At 69.6% G+C, this 20766-nt stretch carries 19 protein-coding genes and 1 tRNA gene; 9 read left to right on the top strand and 11 right to left on the bottom strand.

Features of this window, described 5'->3' with window-relative positions; genetic code table 11:
- Positions 1 to 51: 51 nt before the first annotated feature.
- Positions 52 to 969 carry an Hsp33 family molecular chaperone HslO gene (gene hslO, locus CJZ86_RS04165; protein ID WP_094584736.1) on the top strand — a complete coding sequence of 306 codons (918 nt, stop codon included), beginning with the start codon at positions 52 to 54 and terminating at the stop codon, positions 967 to 969.
- Between the two features lie 16 nt (positions 970 to 985).
- On the opposite strand, the gene CJZ86_RS04160 is transcribed toward hslO, so the two are convergent.
- The 4 genes from CJZ86_RS04160 to CJZ86_RS04145 form a co-directional block, all read right to left on the bottom strand.
- Entirely contained in the window at positions 986 to 1672 is a 687-nt protein-coding gene (locus tag CJZ86_RS04160; RefSeq protein WP_094584681.1) for a CPP1-like family protein, read from the bottom strand.
- Positions 1673 to 1696: 24 nt separating this feature from the next.
- Positions 1697 to 1936, bottom strand: coding sequence for a hypothetical protein (locus CJZ86_RS04155; protein ID WP_094584680.1), 240 nt, complete (start codon positions 1934 to 1936; stop codon positions 1697 to 1699).
- Positions 1937 to 2047: 111 nt separating this feature from the next.
- Positions 2048 to 3700, bottom strand: coding sequence for a peptide chain release factor 3 (locus tag CJZ86_RS04150; protein WP_094584679.1), 1653 nt, complete (start codon positions 3698 to 3700; stop codon positions 2048 to 2050).
- A complete protein-coding gene (locus tag CJZ86_RS04145; protein WP_094584678.1) occupies positions 3697 to 4392 on the bottom strand; it encodes a class I SAM-dependent methyltransferase in 696 nt (231 codons plus the stop codon). Before CJZ86_RS04145 ends, CJZ86_RS04150 begins: the two co-directional genes overlap by 4 nt.
- Positions 4393 to 4502: 110 nt before the next feature.
- On the opposite strand from CJZ86_RS04145, the gene nrdJ reads away from it, so the two are divergent.
- Positions 4503 to 6890, top strand: coding sequence for a ribonucleoside-triphosphate reductase, adenosylcobalamin-dependent (nrdJ, locus tag CJZ86_RS04140; RefSeq protein WP_094584677.1), 2388 nt, complete (start codon positions 4503 to 4505; stop codon positions 6888 to 6890).
- Positions 6891 to 6959: 69 nt separating this feature from the next.
- Here the strand turns inward: nrdJ and siaD are convergent, their stop codons facing one another.
- From siaD to CJZ86_RS04120, 4 genes are all read right to left on the bottom strand, one after another.
- The gene (siaD, locus tag CJZ86_RS04135) at positions 6960 to 7814 is read right to left on the bottom strand and encodes a biofilm regulation diguanylate cyclase SiaD (RefSeq protein WP_286145687.1); all 855 of its coding nucleotides are present in this window, start codon (positions 7812 to 7814) and stop codon (positions 6960 to 6962) included.
- A 1-nt stretch (position 7815) separates the two neighbouring features.
- Positions 7816 to 8211 (bottom strand): biofilm regulation phosphoprotein SiaC, encoded by a 396-nt coding sequence (gene siaC / locus CJZ86_RS04130; RefSeq protein WP_198960068.1) that lies wholly within the window; start codon positions 8209 to 8211, stop codon positions 7816 to 7818.
- 4 nt (positions 8212 to 8215) lie between these two features.
- Complete coding sequence (gene siaB, locus CJZ86_RS04125) at positions 8216 to 8764, bottom strand: biofilm regulation protein kinase SiaB (RefSeq protein ID WP_094584675.1); 549 nt, start codon at positions 8762 to 8764, stop codon at positions 8216 to 8218.
- Positions 8765 to 8855: 91 nt separating this feature from the next.
- Positions 8856 to 9992 (bottom strand): SpoIIE family protein phosphatase, encoded by a 1137-nt coding sequence (locus CJZ86_RS04120; RefSeq protein WP_233133826.1) that lies wholly within the window; start codon positions 9990 to 9992, stop codon positions 8856 to 8858.
- Positions 9993 to 10324: 332 nt separating this feature from the next.
- Between CJZ86_RS04120 and cax the strand changes: the two genes are divergently transcribed.
- The 3 genes from cax (at position 10325) to CJZ86_RS04105 (ending at position 12761) form a co-directional block, all read left to right on the top strand.
- Positions 10325 to 11437, top strand: coding sequence for a calcium/proton exchanger (cax, locus tag CJZ86_RS04115; protein ID WP_094584673.1), 1113 nt, complete (start codon positions 10325 to 10327; stop codon positions 11435 to 11437).
- Complete coding sequence (locus CJZ86_RS04110; RefSeq protein ID WP_094584672.1) at positions 11434 to 12615, top strand: pentapeptide repeat-containing protein; 1182 nt, start codon at positions 11434 to 11436, stop codon at positions 12613 to 12615. The genes cax and CJZ86_RS04110 overlap by 4 nt, the downstream gene beginning before the upstream one ends.
- 61 nt (positions 12616 to 12676) lie before the next feature.
- Positions 12677 to 12761 (top strand) — tRNA-Ser (locus CJZ86_RS04105).
- A gap of 33 nt (positions 12762 to 12794) precedes the next feature.
- Here the strand turns inward: CJZ86_RS04105 and CJZ86_RS04100 are convergent.
- Both CJZ86_RS04100 and CJZ86_RS04095 read right to left on the bottom strand, forming a co-directional pair.
- Entirely contained in the window at positions 12795 to 15305 is a 2511-nt protein-coding gene (locus CJZ86_RS04100; RefSeq protein ID WP_094584671.1) for a ligase-associated DNA damage response DEXH box helicase, read from the bottom strand.
- A gap of 22 nt (positions 15306 to 15327) precedes the next feature.
- Complete coding sequence (locus CJZ86_RS04095) at positions 15328 to 15537, bottom strand: DUF350 domain-containing protein (RefSeq protein ID WP_094584670.1); 210 nt, start codon at positions 15535 to 15537, stop codon at positions 15328 to 15330.
- Between the two features lie 54 nt (positions 15538 to 15591).
- Between CJZ86_RS04095 and CJZ86_RS04090 the strand changes: the two genes are divergently transcribed.
- The 4 genes from CJZ86_RS04090 (at position 15592) to CJZ86_RS04075 (ending at position 19107) form a co-directional block, all read left to right on the top strand.
- Positions 15592 to 16626 carry a hypothetical protein gene (locus CJZ86_RS04090; protein ID WP_094584669.1) on the top strand — a complete coding sequence of 345 codons (1035 nt, stop codon included), beginning with the start codon at positions 15592 to 15594 and terminating at the stop codon, positions 16624 to 16626.
- 1 nt (position 16627) lies between these two features.
- A complete protein-coding gene (locus CJZ86_RS04085; protein WP_094584667.1) occupies positions 16628 to 16861 on the top strand; it encodes a hypothetical protein in 234 nt (77 codons plus the stop codon).
- Positions 16858 to 18405 (top strand): polyamine aminopropyltransferase, encoded by a 1548-nt coding sequence (locus CJZ86_RS04080; RefSeq protein ID WP_094584666.1) that lies wholly within the window; start codon positions 16858 to 16860, stop codon positions 18403 to 18405. The genes CJZ86_RS04085 and CJZ86_RS04080 overlap by 4 nt, the downstream gene beginning before the upstream one ends.
- A 93-nt stretch (positions 18406 to 18498) precedes the next feature.
- A complete protein-coding gene (locus CJZ86_RS04075) occupies positions 18499 to 19107 on the top strand; it encodes a DUF4178 domain-containing protein (RefSeq protein ID WP_094584664.1) in 609 nt (202 codons plus the stop codon).
- On the opposite strand, the gene CJZ86_RS04070 is transcribed toward CJZ86_RS04075, so the two are convergent.
- Positions 19083 to 20759, bottom strand: a complete 1677-nt coding sequence (locus CJZ86_RS04070) for an ATP-dependent DNA ligase (protein ID WP_094584662.1) — start codon at positions 20757 to 20759, stop codon at positions 19083 to 19085. The two genes, CJZ86_RS04075 and CJZ86_RS04070, sit on opposite strands and share 25 nt — an antisense overlap.
- Between the last annotated feature and the right edge of the window lie 7 nt (positions 20760 to 20766).

Below are 20766 nucleotides of genomic sequence, written 5' to 3'. Positions count from 1 at the left end.
GGCTGGATGGGGGATCGGTTCATGGGGGCTCAGTTCATGGGGGCTCAGTTCATGGGGGACAGCCTGCTGAGGGCCACCGGCGCCGGCGGCGGCATCCGCATGGTCGCGGTCACCACCACCGCGGCCAGCCGCGTGGCCCGGGAACGCCACGGGCTCTCCTTTCTCACCACCGCCCTGCTGGGCCGTGCCATGACGGCGGCCCTGCTGCTGGCCAGCTCGATGAAGGTGGCCCATGGGCGTGTGAATCTGCGCATCCAGTCCGACGGACCGCTGCGGGGCCTGATGGTGGATGCGGGCCGGGACGGCAGCGTGCGGGGCTACGTGGGCCGCCCCGACCTGGAACTCGATCTGCTCCCCGACGCGGACGGCGGCCACCGCTTCGACTTCCGCCGCGCCACCGGCACCGGCTACCTGCACGTGGTGCGGGACCGGGGCCAGGGCGAACCCTTCAGCAGCACCGTGGAGCTGGTGAGCGGCGGGATCGGTGAGGACGTGGCCTCCTACCTGTTGCATTCCGAGCAGACCCCCTCGGCCCTGTTCGTGGGGGAGACGATCGACAGTTCCGGGGTGCGCTGCGCCGGTGGGGTGCTGGTGCAAGTGCTGCCGAAGGCGGCGCGGGAGCCGGCCCTGGTGGCCCTGCTGGAGGAGCGTTGCCGGGAGATCACCGGTTTCAGCGAGCGGCTCGCCGCCAATGCCCACCAGCTTCATGCCCTGTTCGAGGACATCTTTCCGGATCTCGATCCCCAGCCCCTGGAGGCGGCTCCGATCGAGCAGCCGGTGCGCTTCCACTGCCCCTGCAGCCGCCACCGCAGCGTCAGCGCCCTGCGGCTTCTGGGCCGCGATGAACTGAGCGCCATGCTCAGCGAGGACGGCCAGGCGGAACTGACCTGCCATTTCTGCAGTGAGGTCTACCGGGTGGGGGCAGAGGAACTGCAGGAGCTGATCGACGAGCTGGCCGCTGTGGCCTGACCTGAAGCCCCGGGGCTCAGGCGATCAGCAGGGCTCCGAGCAGCAGCAGCAGGATGGCGGGAATGCTCTGCAGCTGGAGGGTGGAGACCGGCAGGGCCGAGCTCAGGGAGGGCCCCAGCCCACCGGCCAGCAGGCCGCCGAGGACCAGACCCACGCAGAGGAGGGCGAAGGACCAGCCCACCGCCGCCAGAAAGCGTCCGTTGCGCCGCTGCAGGTTGAGCAGGGTGACGCCCGTGGCCAGAGCCGTGAGCAGCTCAGGGGCGGCGCCGGGCATCAGCACCAGCAGCACCAGCAGCACTCCGTCGGCCGCCAGGGGAAGCCAGAGATCGCGGCCGCTGGCCAGCTGCAGACGGGGCAGGGAGAAGCTCGGGCGCGGCAGTCGCGAGGGGGGAAGCTGGGGCAGGCTAGGCAGGGCCGAAAGGGCGGGCCGGCTCGGGGGTGGTGAGGCCTGCTCCCGCTGGGAGGCGGAACGGGCGGCGCTGCTGACCCGCCCCTGCTGACGCTCCTTGAGCCGATCCATCAGCACGGCGTCGTAGGCGGCCTCGATGCGGGAGCGCACCATCGGATCTTCGCCGGCCTCCTGGAGCCGAGCCAGCTTGGCCTCCTGGACCGTGTCGAAGGAGGCATCCGGGGCGACACCCAGCCGCTCGTACGGATCGGAGGCGTCAGGGCCCGGATGGGGCAGGTCGGATCCTTGGTTCATACCAACGAGCGTATCGAGCCAAGGCTAAAAAAGCGGTTCACTGCGGTGATATCCGGCTTCCTGTTGCAGACGGCGACGGCAGGCCTCGGCCTCCTCAATGGCCAGCGACCGGCGCCGCTTGAGCAGGGGCATCTGGGGGGGCAGGTGGCTGCCTTCACGCATCTCCACGGCCCCCTGGGAGGGCTGGAAGCTGACGTAATCACTGCCCCCGTCGCTGCGGGGACGCACAAGCCAGAGCGGGAATGGCGTCACGGATCGAGGCATCGCAGTGACCGTCCGTTGCGGCGTGACGATTTGTTGCTTCATTCTGCCCCCTCCGCCGGGGTTGCGCGAGGGAGGGGTTTCCCCCGCACCGACCCCAACGGCGCCCCGGGTTCAGAGGGCGATCGGCTCCACCCCGCTCACCACCGGCGCCACCCCGTGCAGCTCCAGCTCGGGATGGTCCTCCTGCAGCTGGTGCAGATTCCAGTCGTTGCGGAACAGCAGAACCGGCCGGTCCCAGGCGTCGCGGACCGTCTTGCAGTTGAACAGGCGGCCGACCCGTTCCAGGGCCGGCCAGCCGCCGCTCACCCAGCGGGCGACGCTGAATTCCAGCGGTTCGAGCCGGCTGGTGACGCCGTACTCGTTCTCCAGCCGGTACTGCACCACCTCCAGCTGCAGCTGGCCCACCGCCGCCAGGATCGGGTCCCGCTTGCTGGGGTCGGTGTCATAGAGCACCTGGACGGCCCCCTCCTCCCGCAGCTCGTTCACCCCCTTGCGGAAACTCTTGAAGGCCGAGGGGTTGGGATTGCGCAGCCAGGCGAAGATCTCCGGGCTGAAGCAAGGAATGCCCTCGTACTCCACCCGCGAACCGGTGTAGAGGGTGTCGCCGATGGCGAACATGCCGGGGTTGTTGAGGCCGATCACATCACCGGGGTAGGCGTCCTCCACCACCTCCCGGTCCTGGCCGAACAGCTTCTGGGGGCGGGACAGGCGGATGGTGCGGCCGCTGCGGGCGTGGCGCACGTTCATGTCCTTCTCGAAGCGGCCGCTGCACACCCGCACAAAGGCGACGCGGTCGCGATGGCGGGGGTCCATGTTGGCCTGGAGCTTGAACACGAAGCCGCTGAACTCCGGTCGCAGCGGATCCACCGGTCCCTGGTCGCTCTCCCGGGCCACCGGCGGCTGGGCCAGCTCCAGGAAGGCATCCAGGAAGGGGCGCACCCCGAAATTGGTCATCGCCGAGCCGAAGAACACCGGGCTCAGCTCACCGGCGTGCACCCGCTCCAGATCCAGCGTGGCCCCGGCCCCCTCCACCAGCTCCAGTTCCTCCTGGGCCAGCTCCAGCAGCTCCGCCTCCACGAGCCCGGCCCGATCGGGATCGCCGGGGGCCAGGCGCCGCTCCAGGCTCTGGCGGCCTCGCTCGGCCCGCTCGAACAGCAGCAGATCCTGGGAGCGCCGGTCGATGACGCCGCGGAAGCGGTCGCCGCTGCCGATCGGCCAGTTCACCGGCCAGCAGGCCAGCCCCAGCTCCTGTTCGATCTCGTCGATCAGCTCCAGGGGTTCGCGCCCCGGCCGGTCCATCTTGTTGATGAAGGTGAAGATGGGGATCCGCCGCATCCGGCAGACCTCGAACAGCTTGCGGGTCTGGGGCTCCAGACCCTTGGCTGCGTCCACCAGCATCACGGCGTTGTCGGCGGCGGCCAGGGTCCGGTACGTGTCCTCCGAGAAGTCCTGGTGACCGGGGGTGTCGAGCAGGTTGATCGTGCTGCCGGCGTAGTCGAACTGGAGCACGGTGGAGGTGATCGAGATGCCGCGCTGCTTCTCCAGCTCCATCCAGTCGGAGGTCACCTTGCGCTGCTCCCCCTTGGCCTTCACCGCCCCGGCCTGCTGGATGGCCCCGCCGTAGAGCAGCAGCTTCTCGGTGAGAGTCGTCTTGCCCGCATCGGGGTGGGAAATGATCGCGAAATTGCGGCGCCGGCTCACCGCCGCCGCCAGTGCCGCGGCGTCGGTGTCCGGAACGGGGACGGAGGGGGGTCGGCTGGTCATGGGGCCAGCCTGCCAGGCAGGCCGTGGCCCTGGATCTCCAGATACCGGTCGTCCACCTCCCGCACCTGAAGCCCCCCCAGCCCGGCGGCCTCCAGCTGCTCGATCACCTCGGCGGCGGTGAAGGCCGCCCGCAGGGAATGGGCATAGTCCCGCCGCAGCACCTCCGGCGCGGCGCCGGCGTGGCGGGCCACCAGGGCCTCGAGGTCGGCGGCGTTCGCCGGCCGGCGCAGATCCCTCACGTAGAGGCTGGTGTCCGGACCCGAGAGCTGCTTCACGGCTCCCCAGAACACGCCCGGATCATGGAGATGGTGCAGCAGGCTGTTGCTGACCACGGCGCTGCAGGGGCCCGCCAGCTGGGGGCTGGGCAGCACCAGCCGCTGGAAGCGCACCTGGCGGTGGGCGGCCGGCTGCGCCAGCCGCCGCCGCTCGGCGATGGCCAGCATGGCGGCCGATCCGTCGATGCCCAGCACCCGGGCCTCTGGCCAGCGCCGCGCCACAAGGAAGGTGATGTTGCCCGGTCCGCAGCCCAGATCCACGACGTTCAGGCCCTCCCCGTCGCCGCTCCCCCGCAGGGCGGGGAGGGCCTCGATCCGCTCCAGCACCGCAAGGTCACCGCTGGAGAAATCCGCCGCCGCGTAGGCCTCGGCCTGCAGCGGCTCGTCCATCAGCTCCGGTTCGCAGATCCGCTCCATGGCTCCAGCATCGCGTTCGGGCGCCAAAGGCACCGTGGCTGGTGGGGTCGGGGCGTTGCAGACCCTACAGGTGGCGTTATGGTGCGCAACACGATCCGGCCGTACCCACCGTGACCATCTCCGCCGCCCGTCCAGCCACCCCCGACACGGCGGCGACCTCTGCCGGGGCAACGTCTGCCGGGGCGACCTCTGCCGGCAGCGACGCGATCCCAGCGCCGGCGGCGGATTTCCCGGTCACCGCTCCGGCGGCCTATCCGGTCTTCTATCGCACCTACAGCCGCAAGACCGCGAGCGGTGGTCGGGAGAGCTGGCACGAGGTGGCTGAGCGCAACCTGGAGGGCCTGCGGGTCCTGGGCTCCCTCGACGCCTCCGAGGTGGAGCTGATCCGGCGCATGCAGCGCCACCAGATGGCCCTCCCCTCCGGCCGCTGGCTGTGGATCGGCGGCACCGAATGGATCGAGCAATCCGAGAACTTCTCCGGGGCCTACAACTGCACCTCCACCAACCTGGTGGACTGGGAAGCCTTCGCCCTGATGATGGATCTGGCGATGATGGGCTGCGGCACCGGCGCCATCATCGAGCCCCATCTGATCAGCCGGCTGCCGAAGATCCGCAACACCCTCGTCATCGATGGCGTCACCGACATCGGCCTGACGCCGATCGGCTCCCGCCAGCAGCAGACCAGCCACGTGATCGATGGCCATCACGTCAGCGTCCGGGTCGGCGACACCCGGGCCGGCTGGGTGGAGAGCTACCGGCTGCTGCTCAACCTCTGCAGCGACGAGCGCTTTGACGGTCCTGTCCATGTTTCGGTCGACCTCTCGGACGTGCGGCCGGTGGGGGAAACCCTCAAGGGCTTCGGAGGCATGGCCAATCCGGTCAAGCTGAAGGATCTCTACGGCCGCGTCGCCCAGATCCTCAACAAGGCCAGGGGCCGCCAGCTCACCTCGGTGGAGTGCTGCCTGCTGATCGATGAGGCGGCGGTCACGATCGTGGCCGGCAACATCCGCCGCAGCGCCGGCATGCGCCAGTTCTGTGCCGATGACGATTCCGCCCTCGGCGCCAAGGAGAACCTGTGGCAGCAGGACGACCAGGGCAACTGGCGCATCGACCCCGAAAGGGACGCCCTGCGCATGGCCAACCACACGCGCGTGTTTCACGTGCGTCCCAGCCGCGAGGTGGTGCTGGAAGCGGTCACCAAGCAGTTCCAGTCGGGCGAGGGGGCCATCCAGTTCGCCCCCGAGGCCATCGCCCGCTCCAACGCCGACCTGCTGACCACCCCGGAGCTGCGCACCGAGTTCATCGGCATCTACTGCGACCAGGGACGGGAGGAAGCCGGCCGCTGGCTGCAGCTGCACCACCCCGAGATCGGCGCCGACGAGCTTGAACACCGACTCTGTCGCTATGGCCTCAACCCCTGCGGTGAGATTCTCGGAGCCGATTTCCACTGCAACCTGGCGGAAATCCATCTCAACCGGATCGACCCCGCCGACCACCAGGCCCAGGAGGATGCCTTCAAGGCCGGCGGTCTGGCGGTGGCCTGCCTGCTGAACCACCGCTTCGAGGTCGAGCGCTATCGCCGCAGCCGGGCCTGGGATCCGATCGTGGGGGTCAGCTTCACGGGCCTGTTCGACTTCTTCGTCCACGCCTTCGGCACCCCCTGGCTGCAGTGGTGGGAGGCGGGCCGTCCCGACAGCGAGGAGGGCCGGTCGTTCCGCCAGCAGGAGGCGGCCTACCTGTCCCGCTGGAAGGACTGGGTGCACGAGGCGGTTTGGGACTACTGCGACCGCCATGGCATGCGCCGTCCCAATCGCTGCACCACCGTCCAGCCGGCCGGCACCAAGAGCCTGCTCACCGGCGCCAGCCCCGGCTGGCATCCCCCCAAGGCCCAGCGCTTCATCCGCCGCATCACCTTCCGCAAGAACGATCCGGTGGCCCTGGCCTGCATGGAGTACGGCTACGCGATCGTTCCCTCCCAGTCCGACAAGGACGAGCAGGGGCGGCTGCTGAATGATCCCTTCGATCCGCGCTGCACCGAATGGCTGGTGGAGATCCCCACCGAGGTGAGCTGGGCCAACCTGCCCGGGGCCGACCGGGTGGAAATCAACAACTTCTCCGCCCTGGCCCAGTTCGATTTCTACATGCAGGTGCAGCGCTCCTACACCACCCACAACACCTCGGCGACGGTGGAATTCCGTGAGCATGAGATCGAGCCCCTGGCCGCCGCGATCCACCACGCCATCGAGAACGGGGAGGGTTACATCTCGGCCGCACTCCTGGCCCGCTTCGATGCCAACGCCACCTTCCCGCGGCTGCCCTTCGAACCGATCGATCAGGCCACCTACGCCCGGATGGTGGGCGAGGTCGAACAGCGGCGTGTGTGTGGCGATTTCTTCCTGGCCCTGCAGAAGTACGACGGCGGCGAGCTGATCGAAGCCGGCCCGGCCGGGTGCGATTCCGACAAGTGTCTGCTGCCGCTGGCCAAGCCTGAGGCCTGAGGCCTGAGCCCTCGCCGGCGGCCCTGCGGCCGCCGGCTCATTCGCTGAGCTGGCTTGGGTGGGTGGCCCCTACTCCGTCGCCGCCAGGGTGCTGATTTCCCGATGGCCGAGGGGGTCGCCGGGATCAATCACGACGAGGCGATCGCGACCACTGTTCTTGGCCATCAGCAGGGCCTTGTCGGCGCGGCGGAAGGTGGCGTCGTAGTTCTCGTCGGCCTTGTGCTCGGTCAGGCCCATGCTGGCGGTGAGCTTCAGCTCCATGTCGTCGATGGACACGCGCATGCTGCGGATGTTGGCCAGCATCCGCTTGGCCACCCCTTCGGCCGTGGCCAGATCGGCATCGATCAGCAGGGCCAGGAACTCCTCCCCACCCCAGCGGGCGATGATGTCGTAGTGGCGGAGGCTGCCGGAAAGCGCCTTGACGAAATCCACCAGCATCAGATCGCCGGTGGCATGCCCATAGTCGTCGTTGATCAGTTTGAAGTGGTCAACATCGAGGATGATCATCGAATAGGTGGAGCCATGCCTGCTGGCCCGCTGATCCTCCTCCAGGCAGCGCTCCGCCATGAAGCGACGATTGGAGATCCCTGTCAGGGGGTCGTGGGTGGAAGCCTCGAACAGGGTGAGATTCACCTCTTTCAGTGAGGCCTGATAGAGGTCAGAGATGCGCACCACCCGCTTGATCTGGCGCAGCTGCTTCTCATAGCGATTCGTGAGGCTGCGGTTACTCTCCAGAACGTGGGATTGGTAGAGATCGGAGATATCGGCAACCCGCTCCAGGCGGTCCACCTGCTCTTCGATGCGGTGCCACAATCTGGCCAGCAGGTTCCGGACCGGATCATTGTCGTAACGCTGATCTGCCAGGACGGCCATGACTTCCTGTTCCAGCTGATCGTCAGATTTGGGGCCGGAAGTCTCTGGCATGTCAGGCGTTGATGGAAAGGATCAGAAAAGGAAAGGTGTAGTCTTCCTTGAATTCGGAGCCCAGCTCGGCGGAGCGAGGGTTTCGGTCATCAAACATCCACTGCACCAGCACTTCCTTACCCTCATCAAACGCCGTCTGCAGCAGATCAAAGATGTCGATCATGAAGCGGATGCTGCTGGTGTTCAGATAGTTGAGATGCAGCTCGAGAGTCAGTGAGTGGTTGGCGGTGGTGAGATAGGACTCAATCCACTGGATCAGCTGGTCGTAGAGCTCAAAGGAATTCTCAGGATAGGACTCACCGCTCATCACCACGACACCCGCCTTCCAGTCCGCACGGATCGAAGGGCTGGACTGGGAGCCCGGTACGGACAGGTTCAGTTCTTCGCTGCTGGTCATGGGATCAGATGATGGCCCGAAGGCTGAAGAAAGCGCGACCGGGCTCAAGGGGGTCAAGGGAGGCCTCCATGGGTTGGCTTGAGCGCCTGGCAATCTCAATGAGACCCAGGCCGGCGCCCTGGCCCGGGGTCTGGGAGTGGGGCTGGCGCAACTGCTGTTTGTAGAGCGCCTTCAGCTGGGGCTTGTCACAGGCGGCGAGTTCGTGGATCCGCTTCAGCAGGGCCTTTCCATCCTCCATCTCAACGAGGTTACCTGCACAGACGGCGTAATGGCCAGCCTCGGCGGCCGCGATCACGACCGTGGCGGAGGACTCGGCATCGCTGAAGCCATGGCTGGTGGCGTAATTCCTGATATTCTGACTCATTTCGATATACACACTGAACACATCCATCACTTCCAGTTCAGGCGCGTGATTGGATTCGATGTGTTCCTTGAGTGCGGATCCAATCTCGCCGATCAGCGTGGTGGAGATGGGGCCATTGAAGCAGATGAGAATCCGATAGTCACTGAAGAACTCCCTCAGAGACATCAGACTGGTGGTGGTGATCGTCATCGCTTCAACTCCGAGAGGCGCTCTTGCGCGGCGATGGCGCGCCAGGAGAATCGTTCGCTGAGCATGGTCGCATAGGACATCAGTCGGTCCTCTAGGAGAAACGGAAGGAAAGGATCGTGATGTCATCCCGCTGGGGATGACTGCCGCGGAACTGTTCAAGGGCATCGGCCAGGGCCTGACGCTGCTGCTCCAGCGGCTGGCGGGCCAGTCCGATCAGCCATTCCTTGAATTGCTGGGTGCCGAGGGAAAAGCCGTTGTCACCGCCTGACTGGTCCAGCAGGCCGTCGGTGGTGAGGTAGTAGGTGCAGTCCGGCTGCAACGGAATGTCGTGGTCCGTGTAGGAGCCGACCCGTTGGTCGCAGATGGCCCGATGGTCTCCCCTGAGCATGTGCATGGTTTGCCCATCACTCCAATAGAGACTGATCTTTGCACCCGAGAATCTAAGTGTCCTGGCTTCGAAGTCAAGGCGAACCAGCCCGATGTCCATGCTGGTGGCGATGGACTTGCTCATCCTGGCGCCATGCAGCAGGGTGCGCATCGCGGTGTCGGTGCAGCTCAGGATGGCCGCCGGTGAGGTGATGCCCACCTCCATGATCGAACGATCGATGCCTGCCCTGGCCAGCATGGTCATCATTGCCCCGGAAACGCCGTGGCCGGCGCAGTCGGCCACACCGGCCAGGCAGTGCCCGCCTTCCGAGTGGAAGATGTAGTAGTCGCCACCAACCGTGTCGCGCGGCAGCCAGAGGATGAAATAGTCGTTGCCGAAGGTTTCCTGCAGCTGGCGGTCCGGCAGGATCGAGCGCTGCAGCAGGCCCGCATAGTTGATGGAGGACTCGATCTGGCGGTTCGCCTCCAGCAGTTGCCGGTTGCTGGCCTCACCGGCGATCAGGGCCTGCCGCATCTTGGTGAGTACCACGTTGAAGGCCTGCGCCAGCCGGGAGATCTCGTCGTTGCTCCGGATCGTCAGCAGACTGCTCATGTCGTCGCTCTCGATCGCACTGGCTTCCCTGACCAGTCGGGCGATGGGCAGGATGATGCGCCTGGCGATGATCTGATACGAGATGATCGCCAGGATGACCAGCAGCAGGGTCAGAATCAGGGAGACGTAGATCTCTGCTGACCGGCCACCAGGAACCTTCAGCACCTGGATGGCGGCAATCACCAGGTACAGGAGAACAAGCCCATTGACAATCGCGATCAGCGTGAAGACCTGCTGAATCGATGCCACCGGTTGTCGTGCCGGATGCTGTCCTCCTCGTGATTTCCGGGGCCCGAAGCGCAGCCCGAAGCGCTGCCTCGGCCTGCCGCCATCGGGCCGCTGGACAGGGACGTTCATGGGCTGAGGGTTCTTCGGACCCAAGCTGGCCTGCAGGGTGTCGGGCAATCCGGAGCATGCTGCTGCGGCCATTCTGAGCCGAACATCCCTGTCGCGCCGCCTTCATCACGACCCCGCCCCGCGTGGGGCCCGGCCCACCCCGCTGCCATGGCGATTTCACCACGTCCGGCCATGGCCCCGGGCATCAACAGTCGGTCACAATGGGTCACCGTCTTTCTCCTTTCATGCCCCCTCGCCTGCGCATCGCCACCGGCCTGCTGGCGATGCTGCCGGTGGCTGCGGTGGCGGACCGGCTCCACTGGGGGGATGGGATCGTCTTCGTAACCTCGATCCTCTCGATCATTCCGCTGGCGATCCTGCTCAGCACCGCCACCGAGGAGCTCTCCCTCACCCTCGGGCCTTCGCTCGGGGCCCTGCTCAATGCCCTGTTCGGCAATGCCACCGAACTGATCATCGCCCTGGCGGCCCTGCGGGCGGGCCTGGTGGACATCGTCAAGGCGAGCATCACGGGCACGGTCATGGCCAATCTGCTGCTGGCCCTCGGCCTGTCGATGCTGGTCGGTGGGATCGGCCGCAGCGAGCAGCGCTTCCAGCCGGTGGTGGCCAGGGTGAACGGCTCGGCCATGACCCTGGCCGTCCTGGCGATCCTGATCCCGAGCCTGCGGGGCATGGTGGGTGACGGCGCCGGTGGCCTCGATGCGGGCGCCGCTGAATCCTTCTCCCTTTTCGTGGCCTGGGTGCTGCTGGCGGTCTACGCCCTCACCCTGCTGTTTTCCCTGAAAACCCACCGCACCCTCTACGCCGTGGCCGAGGCTGACCTGGGCGTGGAGGGAGAGGAGGCCCACGGCGAGGGCGGCGGCACCAAGCCGCCCCTGCTCCCCTGGGTCGCCGTGCTGCTGGCGGCGACCGTCGGCCTGGCCTACGCCTCCGAGCTGTTCGTCGGGGTGGTGGAGACCGTCACCGAGTCCCTTGGCCTCTCGGCCCTGTTCACCGGCGTGGTGCTGCTTCCCCTGCTGGGCGGCGCGGCGGAATATCTCACCGCGGTGTCCATGGCCCGCAAGGACAAGATGGATCTGGCGGTGTCGGTGGCCCTGGGCTCCACCCTGCTGGTGGGGCTGCTGGTGGTGCCGGTGCTGCTGCTGGTCGCTCCCCTGCTCGGTCACCCCCTCGACCTCAGCTTCAACGTCTATGAGGTGGTGGCCGTGGCGACCGCGGTGCTGGTGAGCAACCTGGTCAGCCTCGACGGACGCTCGGACTGGCTGGAGGGGGTGCTGCTGCTGGCGGCCTACGCCATCCTGGCGGCCGGGTTCTTCTTCCAGGGCAGCCCCGTCCCATGAGCACGAAGCCGGACGACCGTCCGCTCACCGCCGCCACCGCCCCGCCCCCTGCCCTGCGCTCGGGTGGTGCCTGGACCCGTCTGCGCCATGGAGCCGGCCTGCAGCTGCTGCTCACGCTCCTGGTGCTCCAAGCGGCCCTCATCCTGGGTCTGGCCTGGCTGGCGCTGCCGGCGGCCCTGCTGGTTGTCGCCCTGGCCCTGCGCCAGTTGCTGCCGCCCCTCTGGGAGCTCCTCGCCCGCCAGCTGGAGGAACCCCCCACCGTCCGCCTGCTGGCGCTGGTGTCCCTGGTGCTCGCCCTGCTGTCGATCCCCCTGGCCCTGGGCTGGTTCGACCCGCTGCTGGCGATCTACCGCAACGGTGACTGGGAGGCGATCGGCGCCTTCGGGGAAGGGGTGATCGGGGCCATCGGCCAGATCCTCGTGGCCCTGGTGGCCCTGATGATCGCCTGGCGCCAGGTGATGGTGGATCAGCGGCTCACCACCCAGCAGAACCGCATCACCCAGGCCCAGACCATCGACAGCTTCATCCACGGCATCTCCGAGCTGATCAGCGACGAGGAGGGGCTGCTGGAGGACTGGCCCCTGGAGCGGATGCTGGCGGAGGGTCGCCTGGCTGCTGTGCTGAGCAGCATCGACGGCGACGGCAAAGCCCGGATCCTGCGGTTTCTCTCCCACGCCCGGCTGCTGACGCCCCTGCGCCGCGACCAGCGGCTGGGGCGGGCCATCCTTGACGGCGAGGGCAGCTACGAGGAGGACCGGCCGCGGGGCGTCCCGGTGATCCGCCTGCAGAGCATGCTGCGGGGGGCCGACCTCGCCGGCACCGACCTGCGGGCCATCGATTTCAACGGGGCCGACCTCTCGGGCGCCGACCTCTCCGGCGCTGATCTGGCCGAGGCGAACCTCTCGGGCGTGAATCTTGCGGGCGCCAACCTGCAGGGGGCCTGCCTGCAGGGCACCCGCTTCTTCTACGGCGACCCCCTGGAGGCCACCCCGCCCCAGGCCCAGCAGCCACCGGATCACGTCGGCGGTGCCGGCACCGGTGCCCTGGTGGAGAACGTCAACCTCTCGGGGGTGCGCCAGCTGGATCCGTCCAGCCGGACCTACCTGGCGGCCTGGAGCGGTGTGCGCTCCCGGCAGACCATCCCGGGTGGCTGCAAGGGGCTGCCCAGCCGGCTCTAGGCGCCGCCCCTCCATGGGAGCATGGCTGGGCTTCCGACATGGTCGGCAGGCCGTCCAGCCTGGAGGGGTGGTCGAGTGGTTGATGGCTCCGGTCTTGAAAACCGGCGAATCGCAAGATTCCGTGGGTTCGAATCCCACCCCCTCCGTCTTTCCCCCCGCCCTGGCCCGCATCCGGCTGTTCAGAGCCCCTCGGCCCGACAGGCCTGCTGGCGCAGCCGCTCCAGGCGCTCCAGCAGCGATTCGTTGCTCATCCGGTTGTTGAGCCGCTCCGCCAGCAGCGGGAAGGCCATGGGCCCGGGGCGGGGCGGGTGCCGCTCCAGCCACTCGCTCCCCTGCAGCCGCTGCAGGGTGCCGATCAACCGACCGAGGTCGAGCTGCTCCTCCAGCACCTCGCCGCGAGCCTGGGCCAGCAGCAGATTGCCGGGCTCATGGCGCTGGAAGACATCGAAGAGCAGGGCGGCGCTGATCTGCAGCTGGCCGCCGGAGCGGGCCTGGCCGGGGTAGCCGTTGAGCACCAGGCCGCTTACCTGGGCGATGGAGCGGAAGCGGCGGCGGCACAGCTCCGAGAGGTTCACGGCCCGCTCCAGGTCCTCCAGCAGCCCGGCGGGATCCAGGAGGCTCTCGGCGTGCTCCACGAGCAGCTCCTCGAAGGGGTAGCCGCGGGGGGCGAGCAGCTCGAAGCCGTAGTCATTCACCGACACCGTGAAGGTGCCGCTCCGGTGCCGGGCCAGCCGCCACGACCACAGGAATCCCAGGCCCTCGTGCACGAAACGGCCCTCGAAGGGATAGGCGTAGAGATGGCTGCCCTCCCGGGTGTGGCACAGCTCCACCAGGAACTGGTGCGTCCGGGGCAGGGCGGAGAGCTGCACCTGACGCTCCAGCAGCGGCTCCAGGGCCCGCAGCTCGGCGGTGTCGAGGGTGAAACCAGCCTCGCCGTCGAGGGCGCGGGCGCAGCGGTCGACCTCCCGGCGCAGATGGGCGCTGAGCAGGTCGGAGAGGGCCATCTGGCCGCCGCCCCAGGCGGGCACCGTGGCACTGCGGCGCGTGGTGGCCTTCACCATCGCCGTCATCTCCCTCAGCCGCACGAACTCCAGCTGGCGCCCGGCGAAGAAGAAGACGTCCCCCGGCTTGAGCCGGCCGATGAAGGCTTCCTCCACATGGCCCAGCACGGCGCCGCGCACGAAGCGCACGGTCACGGCGCGGTCGGCGCTGATGGTGCCGATGTTGAGGCGGTGCAGGCGGGCGACGGCCGATTCCCGCACCACGTAGCGCCAGGTGCCGGCCTGGTCCGCCCCGGCCGGGTCCCGCTCCAGTTTCCGGTAGCGCGGGTAGGCCCCCAGGCAGTCGCCCCCCTCCTCCAGGAAGCGCAGACACCAGTCCCAGCGGCTGCGCTCCAGCTGGCTGTAGCTCCAGGTGCGCCGCACAGCCGCGAGGGTGGCCTCGGGCTCGAAGCCCGGTCCGCAGGCCAGGCTCACCAGGTGCTGGAGCAGCACATCGAGCGGCTCCTGGGGCGGGCGGCGGTGCTCCACCAGCCCCTCCCCCAGCCCCCTGCGCATCGCCGACACCTCGAGCAGCTCCAGGGCGTTGGTGGGCATGAACAGCACCTGGGCCGTGCCGCCGGGCTGGTGGGCCGAGCGGCCCGCCCGCTGCAGCAGCCGGGCCAGGTTCTTGGCGCTGCCGATCTGCACCACCCGCTCCACCGGCTGGAAGTCGACCCCCAGATCCAGGGAGCTGGTGCAGACCACCCAGCGGATCTCCGCGGCCTTCACCCCCGCTTCGATGGCCTCGCGCTGGGCCCGGTCGATGGCGCTGTGGTGCAGGGCCAGGGCGCCGTCCATCTCCGGGCAGGCGAAGCGCAGGCACTGGTGCCAGCGTTCGGCCTGGTTGCGGGTGTTGGTGAACAGCAGGGTGGAGATGGCCGGGTCCAGGGCGGCCACCAGCTCCTCGTACATGCGCAGCCCCAGGTGGCCGGCCCAGGGGAAGCCGTTGATCGTGTCGGGCAGCAGGCTGCGGATCTGGGTGTCCCGCCGGATCCGGGCGGTGATGATCCGCGGCTCGCCGCCCACCCCCACCGCAGCCCGGGCCGCCTCCTCCAGGTTGCCGATGGTGGCGCTGATCGCCCAGGTGCGCAGGGCCGGCCGCCGGCCCCGCAGCCAGCTGAGGCAGAGCTCGGTCTGGGAGCCGCGCTTGCTGCCCATCAGCTCGTGCCACTCGTCGATCACCACCGCCTCCAGGTCGGCGAACAGGGCCTCGGCCCGGGGGCCGGCCAGCAGCAGGGAGAGGGATTCGGGGGTGGTGATCAGGATCTGGGGCGGGGCCTTGAGCTGCTTGCCCCGCTCATGGCTGCTGGTGTCGCCGTTGCGCAGTCCCACCCGCAACGGCCAGCCCATGGCCTCGATCGGTTCCCGGATCGCCAGCAGCAGATCCCGGCTCAGGGCCCGCAGGGGCGTCAGCACCAGCAGACGCAGACCGCCCTCCGGCCCGGATCCCCCGTTCTCGGCCAGCATCGCCGCGATCGGTCCCATCACGGCGGCGTAGGTCTTGCCGGAGCCGGTGGGCACCTGGATCAGGCCGCTGGCTCCCTCCAGGTAGGCCCGCCAGCACTGGCGCTGGAAGGGCATCGGCCGCCAGCCGCGGCTGGTGAACCAGGCCTCGATCGGCCGCAGCGCCGCCGCGGGGGAAGGGGTCAAGTGTTGGCGGGGCGGGGACGGCTCAGGTGGAGAGCACCGCCACCACCACGGCGGCGATGGCCAGGATCACGGCCCCCAGCACCACCCCGGCGGCGATGTTGCCCCGGCGGATCTCGGCCCGGTAATCGATCGGAGAGAGCCGATCGAAGAGCAGGAGCCCGACATAGATGAGGATGATGCCCAGAAAGGTCCAGCCGACCATCAGCAGCATCTGGAGCAGTGGTTTGACCATCCCCGCGTCGCGAAGCCGGCCCCACCGTAGGGACAGCCCGGAGGCCGCCCGCTGATGGGGCTTTCTTCCCCGGGCGGACGGCGGGATCCGGCGCTGCTGCTCTGGCCGCTGGCCAGCCTGCTGCTGCCGCTGCTGCCTTTGCTGGTGCTGGCGGTCTCGGCGCTGGAGTGGCCCCGGCGGCTGGTGATGGTGGTGCCGGAGGGGCAGCGGGTGCTCAGTGCCCCCTTCGAGCTGCGGGACGGCTGGCTGGGCAGCCCCCGGCTGACGTTGACCGCCGAGATCCCCCCCAACAGCAGCGTCGAGCTGGATGTGGCCCTCCTCGATGCCGGCGGCCGCACCGTGCTCAGCCTCACCAAGGACGGCTGGCGGGCCAGCGGCACCTGGGCGGAGGAGGGGGAGAGCGGCACCTGGGAGGAGGGCGACGCGGGCCTGGCGCTGGCCATGCGTCCGGGCCGCACCGGACGCTTCCAGCTGGCGGTGCAGCTGCACGATCTGCTCGATGAAGCGGGCCGCCCCCTGCCGAATCCGGTCGTGGTCCGCGGCAGCATCCGCAATCACAGCGTCGACGCCCCCCTGCTCCTGTTCACCGCCGTAGTGACGCAGGCGACGGCGCTGGTGCTGCTGATGGCCTGCTACGGCATCGCCCGGGGCCGCTGGGTCCGCCGCAGCGATGAGGGCGTCGCCGCGATCCGCTGTGAGGCCGGTGGACCCGGCTTGGTGCGGGTGGGGGTGGTGGCCCGCTGGGAACTGCCCCATGACAATCCCCCCCTGGGCCAGCCCCCGGCCACCGCTTCTCTGGAGCTGCGGGTGTGCGACGCCTTGGGGCGCCCCTGCCTCCGGCACCGGCAGACGGTGACCGTGGCCCACCGCTCCAGCGATGGGGACCACTGGCTCTCGGCCCACCAGGTGATCCATCTGCGACTGCCGGAGACGGGCAGCCACCGCTTCCGCGTGCAGCTGCCCGAGACCTTCCGCGCCGACGGTGACATTTGGGAGATCGAATGGCTGCGACTCGCCGTGGAGGACGGGCTCATGACGCCGCGCCCGGTGCCGGTGTTGTCCCCGGACGCCGTGACGGAGGGCCGCTGAGATGGTCGATGAGCGCGCGGTGGTGATGGTGCTGGCCGTGACGGTGGTCACCGCCGGCACCCTGGCGGCCATCACCCGCCCCGGCCTCTGGCGCCTCGGCCAGGAGGGCACCCCCGCCGCCTCCAGCGGCGTCCGCTACGGCGGCAGCTACCGCTCCGGCCGCTGGGTGACGGCGACACCCCGCCGGCAGGACTGGTCGGGATTCCAGGGGCGCGGACCCGGCGCGGCCAAGTGACGGCCCGGAGCCTGCCTGCCCTCAGCCCCGTTCAGGTGCGGGTGCTGCTGGCGGCGGCGGCCCTCTCCTCCAGCGTCAGCCTGGTGCTGGAGCTGATGCTGATCACCCAGGCCAGCTATCTGCTGGGGGACCAAGCCCTGGCCACCGGCGTCGTGGTGGGCACCTTCCTGGCCGCCATGGGTCTGGGTGCCTGGGTGAGCCAGTTCCTGGCCACCGGGCCTGACCCCGCCATGGCCCTGCTGCAGTGGTTCCTGGGCGTCGAACTGGCCCTGGCGCCCCTGTGCCTGCTGGCGCCCCTCGGCCTGTTCGCCCTGTTCCGCCTGGGGGGGCCGGTGTGGCTGGGCCTGGTGGTGTTCACCGTGCTGGTGGGGGCGCTCGGTGGCATGGAGGTGCCGCTGCTGACCCGCCTGCTGGAGTGCGGCCAGCAGCTGCGTGTCGCCCTGGCCAGGGTGCTGGCCCTGGATTACCTGGGTGCCCTGGTGGGGGCCCTGCTGTTTCCCCTGGTGCTGCTCCCCTGGCTGGGGCTGCTGCCCACCGCCGGCCTGCTGGCCCTGATGCCGCTGGTCAGCTGCGTGGTGATCGTCGCCGTGTTCCCGGTGGGGCGGCTCTGGCGCCGCTCGATCGCCGTCGCCGTTCCCGTGGTCGCCCTGGCCGGCCTGGGGCTGGTCCCCCTCGGCGACCGGATCGAGGACGGGCTCTACGAGGATCCGGTGGTGGGCCGCATCCAGAGCCGCCACCAGCGCATCGTGCTCACCCGCCGCCGCGACGACCTGCGCCTGTTCCTCGACGGCCAGCTGCAGTTCTCCAGCCTCGACGAGTACCGCTACCACGAGGCCCTGGTGCATCCGGCGATGGCCTGGCACGGCCGGCCTGCCCGGGTGCTGCTCCTGGGGGCGGGCGATGGCCTGGCCCTGCGGGAGGTGCTGCGCTGGCCCGCGGTGCGGCAGGTGGATGTGCTGGAGCTCGACCCGGCCATGGTGCGCCTGGCCCGGGAGCAGCCGTTCCTGCGGCGCCTCAACGGCGCCAGCCTCGAGGACCCTCGGGCGCGGCTGGTGATCGGCGACGCCTTCGAGCGGGTGCGGCAGCTGCGGGGCACCTACGACGTGATCATCGCCGATTTCCCCGACCCGGCCACGCCTGCCCTGGCGCGTCTCTACAGCGTCACTTTCTACGGCCGCCTGCTGCGGCGGCTCGCCCCCGATGGCCTGCTGGTCACCCAGGCCTCGACCCCGTTCTTCAGCCCCAGGGTGCTGGCCTCGATCCAGGCCACCCTGGCCGAGCTGCGACTGACCACCCGCCCCTACGGCGTGGATGTGCCCAGCTTCGGGCCCTGGGGTTTCGTGATGGCCCACCGCGGCCCGCCGCGGCCGGCTCCGGCCGTCCTCCCCTTCCAGGGCCGCTGGATCGACCAGGGCCAGCTGGATCGCCTGTTTCCCCTCAGCCGGGACCTGGCCCTGCCGCCGGGGGAGCGGGTGCTGCCGAACCGGCTGCACCGGCCTGTGCTGGCCGACTACCAGCGCCAGGGCCGCTGGCGGGAGAACTGATCGTCACCGCCACCCGGACCGCCACCGGCGCCAGGCGCCGGCGTCCATAAGCTGGGCCCGCCGGTCTCGATGGTCCGGCCCCCGAGCGCTCCGATGGCCGTCTGGCTTCTCCTGCTCCTGCTGCTGCTCGCCGCCGTCGCCCTGGTGCTGGGGCGGCGGGCCCGCCTGCGCCGCCGCAGCCCGACGCTGCAGGCCCGCACCCTGTTCAACCTCACCACCGGCGACATCGTCCAGCACGACGGCCGCGACTGGGTGGTGGAAGACCGGCTGCTCTACGACGACGACGGTTTCCAGTGGCTGGAGTACCTGCTGCGCGACGGCACAGATGGCCGCTGGCTGAGCGTCTGTGAGGACGACTGGCTGGAGGTGAGCTGGCTGGAGGACGTCCCGGCCGCCGAGCTGGAGGGTCTGACGGCCGACTTCCCTGAGCACGTGCGCTGCCGCGGCCAGCTCTATCACCTCAAGGAGACGGGCCGGGCCTCGGTGACCGCCGCCGCCCGGGTGATGAACCGGCGCCTGACGGGCTGCCGTTACGGCGATTACGAGGGGGCCGATGGCCGGGTGCTGTCCCTGGAGCGCTGGGAGGAAGGCGGTGATCCCGGGCCGCCGGAGCTCAGCCTGGGCCTGCGCATTGACCCGGCCGCACCGCTGCTGCTGCCCGGGGATGGCCGCTCGGTCTATCGCTCAGCTGTCTCCCCCTGACCAGCCGATCGCTGAGCCGGATTCTGCAGCAGGGCCAGGGCACTGGCGAGGGTATCGGCGGATTCGGCGGTGCGGTCACGGCGCCAGCGCAGGATGCGGGGGAAGCGCACGGCCAGGCCGCTGCGGTGGCGGGAGGAGCGCTGCAGGCCCTCGAAGCCCAGGGTGAAGACCTGCAGCGGTTCGACGGCCCGCACCGGACCGAAGCGCTCGGTGGTGTGGCGGCGGATCCAGCGGTCCAGCTCGGTGATCTCGCCGTCGTCGAGCCCCGAATAGGCCTTGGCGAAGGTCACCAGGCGGCCTTCGCCGTCCCAGAGGCCGAAGGTGTAGTCGGTGTGGAGGTTGGCGCGGCGGCCGCTGCCGGCCTGGGCATAGAGCAGCACCGCATCCAGCTCCATCGGCTCCAGCTTGTGCTTCCACCACAGCCCGCGGCGCCGGCCGACGCCGTAGGCCGAATCGAGGGCCTTGAGCATCAGCCCCTCGGCGCCAACCGAGCGGGCCTGCTGCCGCAGGGTGTCCAGCTCCTCCCAGCTCCCCAGCGGCAGCACCGGGGAGAGGCGCAGGAGCCCGGCGGCGGGGGTGGAGACCGCCTCCGGCAGCCCCCGCACCAGATCCTCCAGGGCGGCGCGGCGCCGGCCCAGGGGCTCGGGGCGCAGGTCGCGGTCCCCCTGCTCCAGCAGGTCGTAGGCGACGAAGGCCGCGGGACACTCCCGCAGCAGGGCTCCGCCGGGTTTCTGCCGCCCCAGCCGCCGCTGCAGGGGGCCGAATCCGGCGGGCTGGCTCGCCCCAGCCGGCCAGACGGTCAGCTCCCCATCCAGCACCGTGCCCGGCCCCAGCAACGCGGCGACCCCCTCCAGCTCGGGGAAGCTGCCGTTGATCAGTTCCTCGCCCCGGCTCCAGAGAAAGGTCTGGCTGTCGCGGCGGATCAGCTGGGCCCTGATCCCGTCCCACTTCCACTCCACCTGCCAGCCGGCGGGGTCGGTGGCGGCGAGGCGCTCCGGCTCCAAAGGGGAAGCCAGGCAGAAGGGATAGGGCCGGCTGATCGGGGCGGCCGCGCCGGCCTCCAGCGGCGCCAGCAGGGCCTCCATCGTCTCCAGGGAGGGTTCGAAGCCGCCCATCAGCCGGTGGGCCAGCTCCGCCTCCTCCAGCCCTGCCACCTCCGCCAGGGCCCGCGTGACCAGGCCGGCCGCCACCCCCACCCGGAAGCCACCGGTGAGCAGCTTGTTGAACAGGAAGACCTGCCCCTCGGGGAGCCCCGCCCAGACCGCCAGCACCGCCTCGGCCTGCGCCTCGCCCTCCAGGGCGGCCAGGGCCGGCAACCGCGTGCCCATCCACGCGGCCAGGGGCAGCTCCAGGGGCGGGGCCGGCGGCAGGGCCAGCCGGGGGAGCAGCAGGGCGATGGTCTCGGCCGAATCCCCCACCTGGGCGTGGCAGGAATCGAACAGCCATTCGGGCAGACCGGAGCCCTCCAGAGCGATCTGCCGCAGCCGCCGGCCTGTGATCAGCCGCCGGCGCCGCTTGCCCAGCAGCAGGGCCAGGGCCCAGGCGCCATCGGCCGGATCGGCCACCCGGAAGAAGCCGGTCAAAGCGGCCACCCGGGCCCGGGTGCCGCTGCTGTGCTCCAGGGTTTCGATCAGCTCGGCAAACAGCTGCATGGCCTCA

It is taken from the genome of Synechococcus sp. BO 8801, assembly GCF_002252675.1.
Taxonomy (GTDB): Bacteria; Cyanobacteriota; Cyanobacteriia; order PCC-6307; family Cyanobiaceae; genus Cyanobium.
The sequence above is the reverse complement of the archived record's forward strand: the minus strand, read 5'-3'. Positions and strand labels throughout refer to the sequence as shown.